Source organism: Chromohalobacter sp. HP20-39 (assembly GCF_033052815.1).
Lineage (GTDB): Bacteria > Pseudomonadota > Gammaproteobacteria > Pseudomonadales > Halomonadaceae > Chromohalobacter.
In genome coordinates this window covers 1-16,522 of sequence record NZ_JAWHTP010000006.1, presented here as the reverse complement: position 1 = coordinate 16,522, position 16,522 = coordinate 1, and the positions used below count along the sequence as shown (strand labels likewise).

Annotated in this window: 13 protein-coding genes and 4 tRNA genes; 11 read left to right on the top strand and 6 right to left on the bottom strand. The window is 61.3% G+C overall.

Features of this window, described 5'->3' with window-relative positions:
• Window positions 1-114: 114 nt before the first annotated feature.
• Genes prmC through hemA form a run of 3 tightly spaced genes read right to left on the bottom strand, consistent with a single transcriptional unit; the run spans window position 115 to window position 3,337 of the window.
• Window positions 115-981: a peptide chain release factor N(5)-glutamine methyltransferase gene (gene prmC, locus RVY79_RS12755; protein WP_317464608.1), complete on the bottom strand. Its 867-nt coding sequence runs from the start codon at window positions 979-981 to the stop codon at window positions 115-117.
• Window positions 981-2,066: a peptide chain release factor 1 gene (gene prfA, locus RVY79_RS12750; protein WP_317464606.1), complete on the bottom strand. Its 1,086-nt coding sequence runs from the start codon at window positions 2,064-2,066 to the stop codon at window positions 981-983. Before prfA ends, prmC begins: the two co-directional genes overlap by 1 nt.
• Window positions 2,063-3,337: a glutamyl-tRNA reductase gene (gene hemA / locus RVY79_RS12745; RefSeq protein ID WP_317464605.1), complete on the bottom strand. Its 1,275-nt coding sequence runs from the start codon at window positions 3,335-3,337 to the stop codon at window positions 2,063-2,065. The genes prfA and hemA overlap by 4 nt, the downstream gene beginning before the upstream one ends.
• A 257-nt stretch (window positions 3,338-3,594) precedes the next feature.
• Here hemA and RVY79_RS12740 point away from each other — a divergent pair, with 257 nt between their 5' ends.
• The 9 genes from RVY79_RS12740 (at window position 3,595) to RVY79_RS12700 (ending at window position 10,833) form a co-directional block, all read left to right on the top strand.
• A complete protein-coding gene (locus RVY79_RS12740) occupies window positions 3,595-5,370 on the top strand; it encodes a tetratricopeptide repeat protein (RefSeq protein ID WP_317464604.1) in 1,776 nt (591 codons plus the stop codon).
• The gene (gene lolB / locus RVY79_RS12735) at window positions 5,367-6,011 is read left to right on the top strand and encodes a lipoprotein insertase outer membrane protein LolB (RefSeq protein WP_317464602.1); all 645 of its coding nucleotides are present in this window, start codon (window positions 5,367-5,369) and stop codon (window positions 6,009-6,011) included. The genes RVY79_RS12740 and lolB overlap by 4 nt, the downstream gene beginning before the upstream one ends.
• Window positions 6,008-6,892 (top strand): 4-(cytidine 5'-diphospho)-2-C-methyl-D-erythritol kinase, encoded by an 885-nt coding sequence (ispE, locus tag RVY79_RS12730; RefSeq protein ID WP_317464601.1) that lies wholly within the window; start codon window positions 6,008-6,010, stop codon window positions 6,890-6,892. Before lolB ends, ispE begins: the two co-directional genes overlap by 4 nt.
• A gap of 75 nt (window positions 6,893-6,967) precedes the next feature.
• A tRNA-Gln gene (locus RVY79_RS12725) sits at window positions 6,968-7,042 on the top strand.
• A 64-nt stretch (window positions 7,043-7,106) separates the two neighbouring features.
• Entirely contained in the window at window positions 7,107-8,048 is a 942-nt protein-coding gene (locus tag RVY79_RS12720; RefSeq protein ID WP_317464600.1) for a ribose-phosphate pyrophosphokinase, read from the top strand.
• 117 nt (window positions 8,049-8,165) lie between these two features.
• Window positions 8,166-8,822 carry a 50S ribosomal protein L25/general stress protein Ctc gene (locus tag RVY79_RS12715; protein ID WP_317464598.1) on the top strand — a complete coding sequence of 219 codons (657 nt, stop codon included), beginning with the start codon at window positions 8,166-8,168 and terminating at the stop codon, window positions 8,820-8,822.
• Between the two features lie 20 nt (window positions 8,823-8,842).
• Window positions 8,843-9,427 carry an aminoacyl-tRNA hydrolase gene (gene pth / locus RVY79_RS12710; protein ID WP_317464596.1) on the top strand — a complete coding sequence of 195 codons (585 nt, stop codon included), beginning with the start codon at window positions 8,843-8,845 and terminating at the stop codon, window positions 9,425-9,427.
• Window positions 9,428-9,580: 153 nt separating this feature from the next.
• Entirely contained in the window at window positions 9,581-10,672 is a 1,092-nt protein-coding gene (gene ychF / locus RVY79_RS12705) for a redox-regulated ATPase YchF (RefSeq protein ID WP_317464595.1), read from the top strand.
• Window positions 10,673-10,756: 84 nt separating this feature from the next.
• Window positions 10,757-10,833: transfer RNA gene (locus RVY79_RS12700), tRNA-Met, on the top strand.
• 70 nt (window positions 10,834-10,903) lie between these two features.
• Here the strand turns inward: RVY79_RS12700 and RVY79_RS12695 are convergent.
• Window positions 10,904-12,202, bottom strand: a complete 1,299-nt coding sequence (locus RVY79_RS12695; protein ID WP_317464593.1) for a M18 family aminopeptidase — start codon at window positions 12,200-12,202, stop codon at window positions 10,904-10,906.
• Window positions 12,203-12,334: 132 nt separating this feature from the next.
• On the opposite strand from RVY79_RS12695, the gene RVY79_RS12690 reads away from it, so the two are divergent.
• Both RVY79_RS12690 and ligB read left to right on the top strand, forming a co-directional pair.
• Complete coding sequence (locus tag RVY79_RS12690) at window positions 12,335-14,401, top strand: carboxy terminal-processing peptidase (protein WP_317464592.1); 2,067 nt, start codon at window positions 12,335-12,337, stop codon at window positions 14,399-14,401.
• 167 nt (window positions 14,402-14,568) lie between these two features.
• A complete protein-coding gene (gene ligB / locus RVY79_RS12685) occupies window positions 14,569-16,323 on the top strand; it encodes an NAD-dependent DNA ligase LigB (protein ID WP_317464590.1) in 1,755 nt (584 codons plus the stop codon).
• Window positions 16,324-16,342: 19 nt separating this feature from the next.
• Here ligB and RVY79_RS12680 read toward each other — a convergent pair.
• A tRNA-Asn gene (locus tag RVY79_RS12680) sits at window positions 16,343-16,418 on the bottom strand.
• A 28-nt stretch (window positions 16,419-16,446) separates the two neighbouring features.
• Window positions 16,447-16,522, bottom strand: a tRNA-Asn gene (locus RVY79_RS12675).

Here is a 16,522-nt window from a genome sequence, read left to right as displayed (position 1 = left end):
TGACAGAGAATGCAACCAGGCCCTATGACGAGTGAGGCTTACCCAGGGGCCATCGATGCGAGACGTATTACTACCATAACCACCGCCCGCGCCTCCAGGCAGCCGAGGGATTGTTCATGGCGGTCGATGTTGGCCATCCTGCATGACTGGCGCACGCCCAAGCGTGAGACGTTCACGTGCGCCAAGATCGGTCTCGCTGACGACGGCCTCATACCCAGCCCGCGTCAGCAAATCACGAACGCGAGAGGCCTGCTCCCAGCCATGCTCCAGGACTAGCCAGCCTCCCGCCATGAGATGACCACGCGCCGCCGCCACCAGATGACGCAAATCGGCCAACCCGGCATCGTTCGCTACCAGCGCCGAACGTGGCTCGAAACGCACATCGCCCTGCCCGAGATGTGGATCGTCCTCGGCGATATAAGGCGGATTGGCAGCAATTACATCGAAAATCGCCCCCTCCAGCGCAGCAAACCAGTCGCTGACGAGGAAAGTGGTGTTGGCGATCCCCAGACGCCGGGCATTATCTTCGGCCACGGCCACGGCAGCCACTTCCCGGTCGACGCCGGTGACATGCCATGCCGGCCGCTCGGCGGCAAGCGCCAGGGCAATGGCCCCCGTTCCCGCCCCCAGATCGAGCGCTCTCCCGGGGCCAGGCGGCATCTTCGCCAACAGTGTCTCGACCAGGCACTCGGTATCGGGCCGCGGGATCAGGGTCGACTCATCGACACGCAGACGTAGTCCCCAGAACTCGCGTTCGCCGATGAGATACGCCACGGGATGGCCCAGCGACCGCGCGGCCACCAACGCCTCGAAACGCGCCCGGGGCACGCCTGCGAGTTCGCGATCCCCCCACGTATAGAGCCAAGCACGCGCCACCGAGGCAGCGTGCATCATCAGCACTTCGGCATCCAGGCGTGGCGAGGCACTGCCCGCCGCCTGCAACCGCCGCGCTGCGCGCGTCAGCAAGGTATCGTAGGTCATCAAACCGTCTGCAGCGCCGAGAGCTGCTCGGCCTGGTACTCATGAATCAGGGGATTGACCACTTCATCGAGCTCGCCCGCCATCACGTCACCCAGCTTATAGAGGGTCAAGTTGATGCGATGATCGGTGATGCGCCCCTGGGGAAAGTTGTAGGTGCGGATACGTTCGCTGCGATCGCCCGAGCCGACCAGCGAGCGGCGCGTGTCGGCCTGCTCCTGGCGCTGCGCATCCACGGCGGACTGCTTGAGGCGTGCCGCCAGAAACGCCATCGCCTTGGCGCGATTCTTGTGCTGGCTACGTTCTTCCTGACACTCCACCACCACACCGGTCGGCAGGTGCGTGATGCGAATCGCCGAGTCCGTGGTATTGACGTGTTGTCCACCAGCGCCACTGGAGCGGAATGTATCCACGCGCAGGTCGTTGCTGTTGATCTCCACATCACCAACATCGGACGCCTCGGGCATGACCGCCACGGTACACGCCGAGGTATGAATACGTCCCTGGGATTCCGTCGCCGGCACCCGCTGCACGCGATGCGCGCCGGACTCGAACTTGAGCCGCGCATAGACGTTATCGCCACGCACCCGGGCGATCATTTCCTTGTAGCCGCCTTGCTCCCCGTGACTGACGTTGATCACCTCGATTCGCCAGCCCTGGTGTTCGGCGTAACGCGAATACATGCGGAATAAATCGCCGGCGAACAACGCTGCCTCGTCACCGCCGGTCCCGGCGCGGATCTCGAGAAACACGTTGCTGCCGTCATCCGGATCCTTGGGCACCAGGAGTTGCTTGACGTCCGCATCCAGCTCTTCGAGTCGCGCCTGCGCCAGACGCAGCTCTTCTTCCGCCAACTCACGCATCTCGGGGTCGCTATCTTCGCGCATCTGCTCAGCCGCCTCGATATCGCCCTCGGTACGCCGGTAGACCCGCCAGGTCTCGATCAACGGCTCGAGTTCGGCATATTCACGCGAGTAATCACGAAAGCGCGACTGATCGGCGATCACGTCGGGCTCGGCCAACAAGGCGGCGAGTTCTTCGAAGCGTTCCTGGAAACCATCGAGACGTGTGCGCAGAGTCGCTTTCATGCAGGGTCCTGTGTCGACGCGGCCGGGTCGATCAACAAAGTATCGGCCGCCTGGAGAATATCGTGCCGCGCCTCACCCGACGCTTCGCGCAAGCGCAACGTGGGGCCGTGCAGCAATTTATTGGTCAGTTGACGTGACAGCCGCTGCAGGACTTTTTCAGGGTCCTCACCACGGGCAAGTTGCGCCAGCGCCTGGCGCTCGGCCTCTTCTCGCAACGCCTCGCCTTGCTCGCGATAGCGACGGATCAAATCGCCGGCGCCACGCACACGCCGTTCATGCTGCCAATGCTGGATACCATGCTCGATGAGGGATTCGGCTTGGGCAGCGGCAACGGCCCGCTGCTTACGGTTTTCCTCAATCACTTCCTGCAAGTCATCGACGCTATATAGAAAAACATCGTCCAGCTCACCGACCTGGGACTCGATATCGCGCGGCACGGCGATATCGACCATGAACATGGGGCGGTGACGACGTTTCTTCAGGGCGCTTTCGACCATGCCCTTGCCGAGGATCGGTAGCGGGCTCGCCGTGGACGAGATGATGATATCCGCATGCGGCAGCACCTGGGGGATTTCCCCTAGCGAGATCGCCTCGGCATCGAAGGCGTTGGCCAGAGTCTCGGCACGCTCGCGGGTACGGTTGGCGACGGTCAGCCCGCGAATGCCCGCTTCACGCAGGTGGCGCGCGACCAGTTCGATGGTTTCACCCGCTCCGATCAAAAGCGCGCGGGCGCGCCCGAAATCGTCGAAGATATGGCTGGCCAGACTGACGGCGGCATAGGCTACCGAGACCGGGTTCTCGCCGATACCGGTTTCGCTGCGCACCTGCTTGGTCACGGAAAAGGTGTGCTGGAAAAGCCGCTCCAGCTCCCCCCCCAGGCCGGCATTGTCCCGCGCCAGTTGGTAAGCCTCCTTGAGCTGCCCCAGGATTTGCGGCTCGCCCAGCACCATCGAGTCGAGCCCCGCCGCCACGCGCATCAAATGACGAGCGGCCTCGCCATCCAGGTAGTGGTAGGCACTTTGCATCAGGGTCTCGGGCGGCAGCCCGTGGAAGCGCCCCAGCCAGTCGAGCACCGAGCGCTCTCCCTGAGCGTCGGTCACACAGTAGAGTTCGGTACGATTACAGGTCGACAGCACCGCCGCTTCGTTGACGCCGGGCAGCGATTTGAGTTCGGCCAACGCGCCCGCCAGCTCGGCCGGCGTAAAGGCGACCTGCTCGCGAACCTCGATGGTCGCTGTCTTATGGTTGATCCCCAGGGCGAGAAGCGTCATGAAATCACGGTCATCACATCGGTCTATCGGCAGCGTCCGGCCTTTGCGTTCGGGCGCGGCGCACAATGTGGGGTCCACGAAGCCGGAATACCAGCCCCGCACAATGCGCTGCAGGATCGATATCCTAGCATAGGACTGAGACATTTGGGCATGGGGCGGCAAGTTGCCGCGTGGCGCAAGGTTTCCCGCGCCTGACGCTTTGCCCGGCCTGACCGAGCCGGTATGCTGATACTTTCAAACGCAAACTCGAGGATGGCATGCGCACACGCTTGACCCTGGCCTCCGTCCTGGCGTTGCTGCTGACGGGCTGCCAAAACGCTCCGACATCGCCCCACGCCATCCCGCTCGATGACCCCATGGAAAACGCGCCTCCGGTCACCAGCGGCTTCGATGCCGAAGGACTCTCGTCGTTGCTGCTTGCCGAGTTCGCGGGCCAGCGTGGCGATTACCGCCGTGCCGCCAAGGGATATCTCGATGTCAACCAGCGCTACGCCTCACCCGCCCTGGCCGAGCGCGCCACCCTGGCGGCACGCTACGCCGACGACAGCGCACTGCTCGAGCGCACCGCACTGCGCTGGCAACAGCTCGACGAAGACGCCACTACGCCGCGACATGTCCTCGCCAGCCTCGCCGTGCAGCGTGGTGACTGGGAAACCGCCCTGACGCAACGCCTGAACATTGCCGATCAGGAGCCCGAGGCGGAGCTTGCCGCCCTCGCCGAGCTCGCGATCGCACACGATGCCGACATCACGCCGCTATTGAAGCGCCTGCATGCGTTCGTCGAACGCCATCCCGGACACCTCGATGCCCAGTTGGCGACCGCCCAGCTCGAAGCGGCGAACGGCGACACCGCAGCTGCCGATGCTCGACTCGCGCGCCTCGCTGAAGCACCAGAGGCGCCCGCCGAGGTGTGGCTGACCCGCAGCACGATCGCCCTGCACAACAAGGCCTTGGAGGATGCCCGACGCTACGTCCGCCAGGGGCTCGAACGATTCCCTAACGATAGCCGCCTGCGCTTGACCCAGACGCAAGTGCGTCTCGCCGAGGGCGACATCGAGGCCGCCGACGAGAACGTCGAACGCTTGCTCTCACGCTATGACGACACGGCATCGCTGCGTTTGGCACTCGCCCAGATGTACCTCGAAGCTGCGTATCCCGAGGGCGCCCGGCGCATTCTGCTTCCCCTGCTCGACCACGACAACACACCGACGGCCGCCTATTTGATGCTGGGCAGCATCGCCGAGCAGGCCGGCGACATCGACAACGCCCTGCTTTATTATCGCCAGGTCCCTAGTGGCGACGGTTTCATCGAGGCACGCGCGCAGGCCGCCAAGATGCTGATTCGAGCGGATCGTGCTCAAGACGCCAGTGCGTTCTTGCGCATCGAGCGGCTCCGCCATCCCGATCAGCGCGTTGCGCTGCTGCGCCTCGAGGTCGATCTCCTCGACGCCCAAGGCAAGCACGAGCGCGCCAACAAGTTACTCGACAAGGCCATCGCCAAGACGCCCAACGCCACCCAACTACGTTTCCAGCACGCCATGCGTGCCTATCAGCAGGGCAACCTTGATACCATGGAAGCCGATCTGCGCGCGATCATCGAGCGCGAGCCCGATAATGCCGAAGCGCTCAATGCCCTCGGCTATACGCTGAGCAACGACTTGGGGCGTCACCGGGAGGCCTTGCCGCTGATCGAAAAGGCCCATCGCCTCGAGCCCGATAGTCCCGCCATCCTCGACAGCCTCGGCTGGGTCTATTTTCATCTCGGCCGCGCACAGGAAGCGCTACCTTATTTACGCGAGGCCTATCGCGGCCAGCCTGACCAGGAAATCGCCGCCCACCTCGCCGAAGTCCTCGCCGCTGCCGGGCACGACGCCCAGGCGCGCGCCCTGGTGAAAGACGCGCTACAGCGATTTTCGCCGCACCCGCTCATCGATGACTTGTTGCGTCGACACCCCGAGCTCGTACCGACCGATGGTGCGACAGACGGCAATGTCGATACTGACGCGACCCACGACACGGAAGCCAACTCATGACCCACCAACTCTCATTCCGCCTTCACCAGGGTTACGCCACGTCTCGCGCTTGGCTCGGTTTGCTGCTCATCGTCCTGCTGGCAGGGTGTGCCAGCCAGGCCCCCGGCCCCAACCAAGCCCGCGAGCATGGCGAGTGGGACGCTCAAGCCGAGCGCCTGCAGGAGTTGGAGGCGTGGGGCCTCGCCGGCAAGGTCGGGCTGCGTACCAATGAAGGTTCAGAAAGCGCCAATATCGACTGGCAGCAGCGTCCCGACACCTACCGCATCTTGATCAGCGGCCCCTTCGGCGCCGGGCGCACCCTGCTGAGAGGGGGCCCCGAGAAAGTGACTTTGAACAGCAGCGAAGGACACTTCGAGGCGCAGACCCCGGAAGCCTTGATGGAACAACAGCTCGGTTGGTCGCTACCCATTTCCGCACTCGATTACTGGGTACGTGGCTTACCCGCCCCTGAGGCCAGCAAACGACTCAAGCATGACGACCTGGGCTTCCCCCAGCGCCTGCAGCAATTCGGCTGGACGATCGAGTACCGTGACTGGACACGCGCCGACGATCTGTGGCTACCCCGTCGGCTGGTCATGACCTACGGCGACCTACGCGCCACGCTCGTGATCACTCAATGGGACCCCATGACCGACTCATGAAGGTACGACTCAGCCTGCCCGCGCCCGCCAAGCTCAACCGCATGCTGCATATCGTCGGCCGTCGCGCCGACGGTTATCACGAACTGCAGACGCTGTTCCAGATCCTCGACCGCGGCGATACGCTGCACTTCGCGCCACGCGAGGACGGGGCCATCCAACTGCAGCCCACGATGCCTGACGTCGACCACGAGTCCAACCTCATCGTGCGTGCCGCACGCCTGCTGCAGCTTGAAAGCGGCACATCACTGGGCGCGGACATCCAGCTGGAAAAACGCCTTCCCCTGGGCGGCGGCTTGGGTGGCGGAAGCTCGGATGCGGCTACCACCCTGCTCGCACTTGACCGTCTCTGGTCACTCTCGCTGGGACTTCCCCGCCTGGCCGAGCTGGGTCTTTCACTGGGCGCCGATGTGCCGGTCTTCGTATACGGTCGGAGTGCCTGGGCAGAAGGCATTGGCGAACGCCTGACGCCTGTGACGCTCGAAACCCCGTGGTTCGTGGTCCTTCACCCGGGAGAAGAAATATCAACGCCTGCCGTGTTCGGTCACCCCGAATTGACACGCAACACCCCGCCCATTAGTATGGCGCGCGCACTGCGAGGGGAAGCCGAACAGGGACGCATCTGGCGCAATGACTGCGAAGCGGCGGTAAAATGCTTGTCGCCAAAGGTCGCGCAAGCGCTCGACTGGTTATCGGCTTTCGGCCCAGCCATGCTGACGGGGACGGGTAGCTGTCTATTCTGTCCCTTGACGAGTGAGCAGCAAGCCGATAGGATTTTGCGCCGTGTTGATAGCCATTGGCATGCATTCAAGGCACGCGGCTGCAACACTTCCCCCCTCCACGACGCTCTCGGCATTCATAATGAAATGTCACTGATGAGCTAATACGGGGACGCCTGATATCGGCATCGTATTCTATGTGGGCAATACGACACACGAAACGACGCGCCGATGTGTTGCTGGGGTATAGCCAAGTGGTAAGGCACCGGTTTCTGGTACCGACATTCCCAGGTTCGAATCCTGGTACCCCAGCCAATTTCTCAGAGCGCCCGACGAATCCCCACTCCGAGATCCCTAAAGACTCCAAAGGTGGCTGCGCGTGTCTAAATTGATGGTGTTCGCGGGAAATGCCAATCCCGAACTCGCCCGCAAGGTGGCCGAAAGCCTCGACAACCGGCTGGGCCATGCAACCGTCGGTCAATTCAGCGATGGTGAAATCGCGGTCGAGATCAATGAAAACGTTCGCGGCAAGGACGTCTTCGTCTTGCAGTCCACCTGCGCACCGACCAACGACAACCTGATGGAGTTGATTCTCATGGTGGATGCACTGCGTCGTGCTTCCGCTACGCGAATCACCGCCGTCGTACCGTACTTCGGATATGCCCGCCAGGACCGCCGCGTGCGCTCTGCACGCGTACCGATCTCGGCCAAGCTGGTCGCCGACATGATGGTCAAGGCCGGCGTCGACCGCGTCATGACCATGGACCTGCATGCCGATCAGATTCAGGGCTTTTTCGACGTCCCCGTCGACAACGTCTACGGCTCGCCGATCCTGCTCGATGATATCGAACGCCAGAACTACGACGACCTCGTTGTTGTTTCCCCGGATGTCGGCGGCGTCGTGCGTGCCCGCGCCATCGCCAAGCAGCTCAATGCCGATCTAGCGATCATCGACAAGCGTCGGCCACAGGCTAACCAGGCCCAGGTCATGCATATCATCGGCGAGATTCAGGATCGTACCTGCGTGGTAGTCGATGACATGGTCGATACCGCCGGCACCCTATGCAAGGCAGCCGAAGCGCTCAAGGGCCATGGTGCCCGTCGCGTGGTCGCCTACGCCACGCACCCCATTCTGTCAGGGCCGGCCGTCGACAATATCGTCGGCTCGGTACTTGACGAACTCGTCGTGGCCGATACCATTCCGCTTTCCGAACCGGCATCACGCAGCGGCAGAATTCGCCAGCTGTCGGTGGCCGGCCTGATCGCGGAAGCCATTCGCCGCGTCAGCAACGAAGAATCCGTCAGTGCCATGTTCCACTGAGGCGCTACGCCACTAGGAACGCGCACGGATACGCGGGCCGCGAGGCCCTCACGGAATCGGCATCGCCTGGTCGCGGGCGATGCCGCTTTCCTTACATAACCTATGAGGTGACAAGCAATGTCCCAATTCACTCTATCCGCCGAGGTTCGTCACGACCTGGGGAAAGGTGCGAGCCGCCGCCTGCGTCGTGAGAACAAGCAAGTTGCCGCCATCATCTACGGTGGCGACAAGACGCCGCAACCCATCACCCTCGAAAAGTCGGCTTTCTACAAGGCCATCGAGGATGAAGCCTTCTTCTCTTCCGTGATCAACATCGATCTCGGAGGTAAGCCGGAGCAGGTCATTATCCGTGACATCCAGCGCCACCCGTACAAGGCGCTGGTCACACATGCCGACTTCATGCGTGTCGATGCCACGCACGAAATCACTATGAACGTGCCGCTGCACGTCAACGGTGAAGAAGCGTGCAAGGGCGTCAAGGAAGAAGGCGGCGTGCTGCACGTGCTAGCCAACGACGTCGAGATCAGTTGCCTGCCCGGCAAGCTTCCCGAGTACCTGGAAGTCGATGTGGCATCCTTGGGGCTGGGCGAGACCTTGCACCTGTCAGACCTGCCGCTGCCGGAAGGCGTAACTCTAGTCGCTCTGAGCCATGGCGAAGAGCACGACTTCGGCGTGGTCAGCGTCACACATGCCGATACCGGCACTGCAGACGACGAAGAGGACGAGGAAGGCGGCGACGACACTGCCGCAGAAGACGGCGAAAAGACCGAGTAATCGGTTTTCGAGGGGCCCGCATGAGTCACGTCAAAGCGTTTATCGGCCTGGGTAATCCAGGCTCCGAATATGATGCAACGCGACACAATGCGGGCGCCTGGGCCGTTGAAGCCCTGGCGCGCGACAGCCTGATCCCGCTACGCAAAGAGCGTAAGTTCCTTGGGCAGTATGCCAAGATCCATTACGCTGGCCATGATCTTCATTTGTTGGTGCCCAGCACCTACATGAATCGCAGCGGCAAGGCTGTCGCCGCGCTTTGCCAGTTCTTCAAGCTCTCCCCTGACGAACTTCTCGTCGCCCACGACGAACTGGATATCGAACCGGGCACGGCACGCTACAAGCATGGCGGTGGCCATGGCGGTCACAACGGTTTACGTGACATCGTCAGCGCCTTGGGCAACGACAAATCCTTCCATCGCTTGCGCATTGGCATCGGCCATCCGGGCTCAGCCAAGCAAGTGACCCACTATGTCCTCGGGCGCCCCAGCAAAGAGGAACGCACCGCCATCGATGCCGCCATCGATGAATGCCTCCGCACACTCCCCGACGTTGCCGCCGGCGACTGGGCAAGCGCCATGAATCGCCTGCATAGCTTTAAGAAGTAAGATAGAAGAAGTAAGAGGAAAGGCGGGACTCGACAAACGAGACCGTTTCTGTACATCCGTATCGCCGTTCTTCCCTCTTACTTCTGTTGCAGCATCTCTTAGAATAGCGAGCACATTTTCCGCCTCTCCGGCGCATCAATTCAGGTACATCCCATGGGTTTCAATTGCGGTATCGTCGGCCTTCCCAATGTCGGCAAATCCACACTGTTCAATGCCTTGACCAAGTCGGGAATCGACGCCGAAAACTTTCCTTTCTGCACCATCGAACCCAACGTCGGCATCGTGCCCATGCCGGACCCGCGTCTGGATAAGCTTGCGGCCATCGTCAAACCGCAGAAAGTCATTCCGACGACCATGGAATTCGTGGACATCGCCGGCCTTGTCGCGGGCGCCTCGAAAGGCGAAGGGCTGGGCAACCAGTTTCTGGCCAATATCCGCGAGACCCAGGCCATCGCCCACGTGGTGCGTTGCTTCGATAACGACAACGTCATACACGTCGCCAACCAGATCGACCCTCGCGCTGACATCGAGACGATCAATCTCGAACTCGCGCTTGCCGATCTGGATACCGTAGAGCGCGCCATCCAGCGCCTCGCACGCGTGGTCAAGGGCGGTGACAAGGAAGCCATGGCCACCAAAGCTATCCTCGACCGCATCCAGCCCCATCTGGCCGAGGGCCAGCCGCTACGTAGCTTTGGCCTCGATGACGATGAGCGGCGCCAACTCAAGAGCTTCGGCCTCTTGACCCTGAAACCCACCATGTACATCGCCAACGTCAACGAGGACGGCTTCGAGAACAATCCCTATCTCGACACCGTTCACGCGATCGCCGCCGAAGAAGGTGCCGTGGTAGTACCGGTGTGTAATCAGATCGAAGCCGAGATCGCCGAACTCGATGAAGAGGAACGCAGCGCTTTCCTCGAGGAGATGGGCATGGAAGAACCCGGCCTCGACCGCGTCATCCGTGCCGGTTATGCCCTGCTCGGCCTGCAGACGTATTTCACCGCCGGCGTCAAGGAAGTCCGCGCCTGGACCACACGCGTCGGAGCCACCGCTCCGGAAGCCGCCGGCGCGATTCATACTGATTTCCAGAAGGGCTTCATCCGCGCCGAGGTGGTCGGCTATGACGACTTCGTGACACTGGGCGGCGAGCAAGGCGCCAAGGATGCAGGGAAATGGCGCCTGGAAGGCAAGGACTACATCGTCGTCGACGGTGATGTCGTGCATTTCCGTTTCAATGTCTAGTCGCATCCCAGGCACTGGACGGCCTGTTGGCCACGAACAATTGACACATCAGGGAGTTACACGTAGTATACGTCCGCACTGAACGGCTACGTAGCTCAGTTGGTTAGAGCACATCACTCATAATGATGGGGTCCCCTGTTCGAGTCAGGGCGTAGCCACCAGGATATAAAAAGCCCGCCGACACATTCGTGTCGGCGGGCTTTTTCGTGTTTGCGTTATCGAGACAAGCGCCTAGTTCAATTCTGCGCGATTGACATAGGCCGTCAACGCGCGAATCAAATAATCGGCGTCGCGGCTGCCGGCGGTTTCGCGAATCGAGTGCATGCCCCACTGCGGCACGCCGACATCCAACGTCGGCACCCCCAGCTCGGTGGCGGTGATCGGTCCGATGGTACTGCCACATCCCATGTCGGCGCGCGTGACGAACGTCTGGACCGGCACCCCGGCGACGCGGCAGATATCCCGGAACATGGCCGCCGTGGCGCTGTTGGTGGCATAACGTTGATTGGCATTGACCTTGATCACCGGACCGCCGTTGATCGTCGGGCCATGCTGGGCATCGTGCTTCTCGGGGAAGTTGGGGTGCAGAGCGTGGGCGTTGTCGCAGGACATCATGCGCGAGCCCTGAATCAGACGCACCCAACCGTCTTCACCTCCCTCACCCAATTGGGCATGTACGCGGCGCAGCACATCCCCCAGAAACGGGCCCTGAGCGCCGCTGGCACTGGCACTGCCCACTTCTTCGTGGTCATTGGCGACGAAGACCGCGCCTTGCCGACCATCACTGGACAACATCGCCTCTATCCCCATGAAACACGACAGCAGGTTGTCGAGGCGCGCACTGGCGATCAGCTCACCTTCGATCCCTACACGCGACGGCCGCTGCATATCGTAAAGCGCGAGCTCATGATCCATCAACTGAACGTTTTCCAGGCCATGCTGCTCATACAACCAACGCTTGAGCCATCTCTCCAGATCAACTTCACCACCCCCTTGCAGCATGACCGGCAACATCTGCGTCTGGGCGTTCATCGCACGCCCGTTATTGGCCTCCCGGTCGAGATGAATCGCCAGGCTGGGGATGATCGCCACGGGGCGATCAACGTGTAATAATACGCCCTGCAGTCGCCCATCCTCACGCCGTACATGGACACGTCCGGCCAGCCCCAGATCACGGTCGAACCAGGGCCCCAATAGCGCCCCCCCATAGACTTCGACGCTCAGTTGAAGCCAGTCGTTGCCAGAGACCGCCGGCTGAGGCTTGAGTCGCAGCCCGGGACTATCGGTATGCGCCCCGATCATGCGCAGTCCGCCCAAGGCCTCTTCCGGCACCTGCATCGCGATCAACGACGAATCATTGCGCGTGACGTAAAATCGCTCGCCAGGCGCCAACTGCCACGCCTCGGTTTCCTCGAGGCAGCGGTATCCCGCTTGCTCGAGTCGCCTGGCCATATTGTCGACAGCATGCCAAGGCGTAGGGGAACGTTCGAGAAAATGTAACAAACGATCAAGAGTGGGGGCGTGAGCCATGGCATTCCTCGGAGAAGTGTCTGTGACGGATGATACAGACTGCTACAATGCCAGTCCGGTCTGAGTAAACTCAACTCAAGGAACCGGCAATTTGGGAACAAGCGTGTACATGAAACCGGGAGTGCTTGATTAATGAGCCTGTTTGCAGCCGCTCGGCGCGCGGCGATCTTGTCACTGTGGCTGGTGGTGTGTGCCCCGGCATTGGCCAATGCCCCGACACCCACCGATGCACAGCGGCAAGCGGCGGCGGAAGTCGCTGAATCGCTGCGGTATGGACATTACGCCGATATCAATCTGGACGATGAGTGGTCGTCGAGAGCGTTTCAGCGCTATCTCGATGTACTCGACCCACAACGCGCCTACTTATTGGCCGACGACGTAAAGGACTTTCAAGATCTCAAGACCTCCTTCGATGAAGCGCTCGACGAAGGAAAACTGGAACGCGTATACGAACTCTATGCGCGTTACCAGTCGCGTCTCGAAGCGCGCCTGAACTGGCTTATCGACCGTCTCGATAATGGCATTGACTTCGATTATAAGAGCGACGAGCGTTTGGCACTGAATCGTGAAGACGCATCGTGGGCAAGGAGCCAGGATGCGCTTGACAAGCTCTGGGAAAAGCGCCTCAAGAATGCCGCGCTGATCCAGTCTCTCAGCGACCCGAAGAAAGATAATGCCAAAGACATCGCCAAGACCCTGCGCGATCGTTATGAAAACCAGCTGTCTCGCATCGAACAAACCAATGCCGAAGACGTACTTGTACTATTCCTGAACGCCGTCACCGGTACCATCGATCCGCATACCCAATACCTTTCGCCCAGCCAGAGCGAATCCTTCGATATCCAGATGAAGCTCTCGCTCGAAGGCATCGGCGCCCTCCTGCAGACCGAAGGCGAATACGTCAAGGTGTCCAGCCTGGTGCCCGGCGGCCCTGCCGACAAGGGCAATGCCTTGGAACCCGCCGATCGCATCGTCGCGGTAGGACAAGGCGAGGATGGCGAAATGATCAATGTCGTGGGCATGCGCCTGGATGAAGTCGTCGACCTGATTCGTGGCCCCAAGGGCTCGACCGTGCGTCTCGAAATCATTCCTGCCAAGGCCGTCGACGTGACGCGCACGCATACGGTTCGCATTACCCGCGATACCGTCAAACTCGAAGACCAAGCCGCCAGCAGCGAGGTCGTGACCGTGACCCGCAATGGCGAGAAACACAAGGTCGGCGTGATCGATGTGCCTACCTTCTATGTCGATTTCGATGCCTGGCAGGCCGGTGACAGCAACTATCGCAGCAGCACGCGGGACGTCGCCAAGGAAATCGACAAGCTCAAGCAGGAAAACGTCGAAGGCATCGTTCTGGATCTGCGCAATAATGGCGGCGGCGCCCTGCAGGAAGCCAACTCGCTGGTTGGGCTCTTCATCGACCGCGGCCCCACCGTGCAGGTGCGCGATGCCCGTGGCCGTATCAACCTCTATGGCGACTCCGACCGCGGCACACACTACGACGGCCCGCTGACCGTACTGGTCAACCGCCTTTCGGCATCCGCCTCGGAAATCTTCGCCGGCGCGATCCAGGACTACGGTCGCGGCTTAGTGGTCGGCAACCAGACCTTCGGCAAGGGCACCGTCCAGACGCTCAACGAGCTCAGCCATGGCCAAATCAAGCTGACCCGGGCCAAGTTCTATCGCATTAGTGGCGAAAGCACACAATTGCGTGGCGTCACACCCGGTATCAAGTTCCCCAGCCTGATCGACAAGGACGATATCGGGGAAAGCGCGCTCGACAACGCCCTGCCATGGGACAAGGTACGCCCGGTCCAGTATCGCCAATACGGGCATCCTCAGCGCTACCTCGACACGCTACGCAAGCGGCATGAACAACGCGCCAAGCAGAATCCCAACTTCGTCTATCTCAAGCGCGAGGCCAAGCTGGTCAAGCAGCTCAAGGAACAGCGAACAAGCATCAGCTTGAATCGCGAGCAGCGCAAGCGCGAAATGGACGCTCAGGAGGCCGAGCAACTCTCGCTGGAAAATCAACGCCGCAAGGCGCTGGGACTCGACCAGATCGAGGAATGGGCCGATGCCCGCGAGGATGATGGTGCCGGCCAGAATAAGGAAGAAGACGAGCCGATCGATCGTGCGCAAATCATTGAAGCAGCGAACATCCTGCTCGACTACGCGCAGCTGAAAAAGGAACAGTAAATGTCACGCCGCCGGCACACGTCGGCGGCAATACTTGGTAGCAGAGGGTTGGCCTTTTTCCTATCTTCCATTTAAATTAACTCTATCTAATAATGGAAGCTCTTGGATTCATCATGCCAGCCTTCTGCCATTGTTTGCGCGGCGTCTTATCCCTGCCACGCTGCAGCATGCCCCACCGCTCGGGACGCTGGTTCCTGCGGGGCCTCATTGTCTATGCCCTCATCATGGGCACGCCGGTATCGGCTTCGCCGTGCCCATCACGACCACCTCAAGACTTGCAAGCGACTTACCAGGCGCTGAACGATCAACTCGCGCGCTGGGACCGGGCCTACTATCACCTGGGACAACGTCTGGTCGACGATGGCAGCTACGACTCCGCCAAGCGCCAACTCGCCCGCTGGGCGCGCTGCTTCCCCTCCTTGATCACCTCGCGTGTCGCCTTGCATGAACCCGACGGCTCGCAACGTCACCCAATCCCACAGACGGGGATGACCAAACTACCCGGTCGCCCCGCCGTAGCACGCTGGATCAAACGGCAGGCAGGCCATCCACTGTGGATACAGCCCAAGGTCGACGGAGTCGCCGTCACGCTGGTATACCGGCAATCGCGACTGGTCGCCGCCATCAGTCGCGGCGATGGCGTCACCGGACAGGACTGGTTTACCAAAGCCAGCCACATCGCGGCTATTCCACGTCGTCTCCCCCCGGATGCACCCTCCCAGGTAACGCTGCAAGGCGAGCTCTACGCGCGACTCGAAGATCACCAGCAGTCGCAAGACGGCACCGATGGCGCACGCGCTCGGATTGCAGGACTTATGTCACGCAATGCCTTGACGATCCACCAAGGCGAGACGATCGGCTTTTTCGTCTGGGCCTGGCCCGACGGCCCCGCCACCATGCCCGTGCGTCTTGCCACGCTTACCGACTGGGGATTCGACCACGTCGCCGGCGCCACGCACGCCGTCGACACGCCGGATGACGTCGCCCGGTGGCGCGAATACTGGTACCACCACACCCTGCCCTTCGCCACCGATGGTATCGTCGTCAAGCGTGGCGACCGTCCCGACGGATACGAATGGGAAGCCGCGCCGCCCGAATGGGCGATGGCGTGGAAGTATCCTGCCCATCAGGCGATCGCACACGTCGCCGCTCTCAACTTCACGGTCGGCCGCACCGGACGCATCACCGCCGTCGCTGAATTGACGCCGGTCATGCTAGGCGACAAGCGCATCACCCACGTCAGCCTCGGTTCGCTGGCGCATTGGCGCCAGACCGACGTGCGTCCCGGCGATCAAGTCAGGTTGCGTCTAGCGGGACTGACAATCCCCCAACTCCAGGACGTGGTGATACGTAAGCGACCGCGTCTACCCGTCGAGGCACCCGACGCAGACCGTTATGATCGCCTGTCGTGTCTACGTTTGGCACCGGGCTGTCGCGATCAATTCCTGGCGCGGCTCGAGTGGCTGGGGAGCGATGAGGGTCTCGACTTCGAAGGCATCGGCCCCGCCACCTGGCGCCAATTGGTCGATGCCGGACTCGTCGAAGGACTACTCGACTGGCGCAAGCTGGATATCCAATGTCTCGAGGCATTACCCGGGGTGGGAATCCTGACCGCACAGAGTTGGCAACGTCACTTTGCTGAGGCCACTGCCCGCTCTCCACGCCGCTGGCTGCGCGCACTGGGGCTGCCCGCTATCCCGCATGACGCCCTTGAAGCCATACTGGCACGACACGACATGCGTGAGCTCATGCAATGGGCACCATCCGCTTGGCAAGATTATTCAGGTATCGGAGCAACACGCGCGAAACAGCTGGAGGACTTTTTCCACCATCCGGAAATACGGCGCTTATTGAAATCACTGCATAAAGAAAGGACACCGCGCGATGAAGGGCAAACCGAGACGGTCGACAATGCGCGTTAACGAGGCATGAAACGTCGCTTGGCTCCCCGAACAGGACTCGAACCTGTGACCCAATGATTAACAGTCATTTGCTCTACCAACTGAGCTATCGGGGAATATCAGCGATGTCACTCGGCGGGAAGTTGGCTCCCCGAGCAGGACTCGAACCTGCGACCCAATGATTAACAGTCATTTGCTCTACCAACTGAGCTATCGGGGA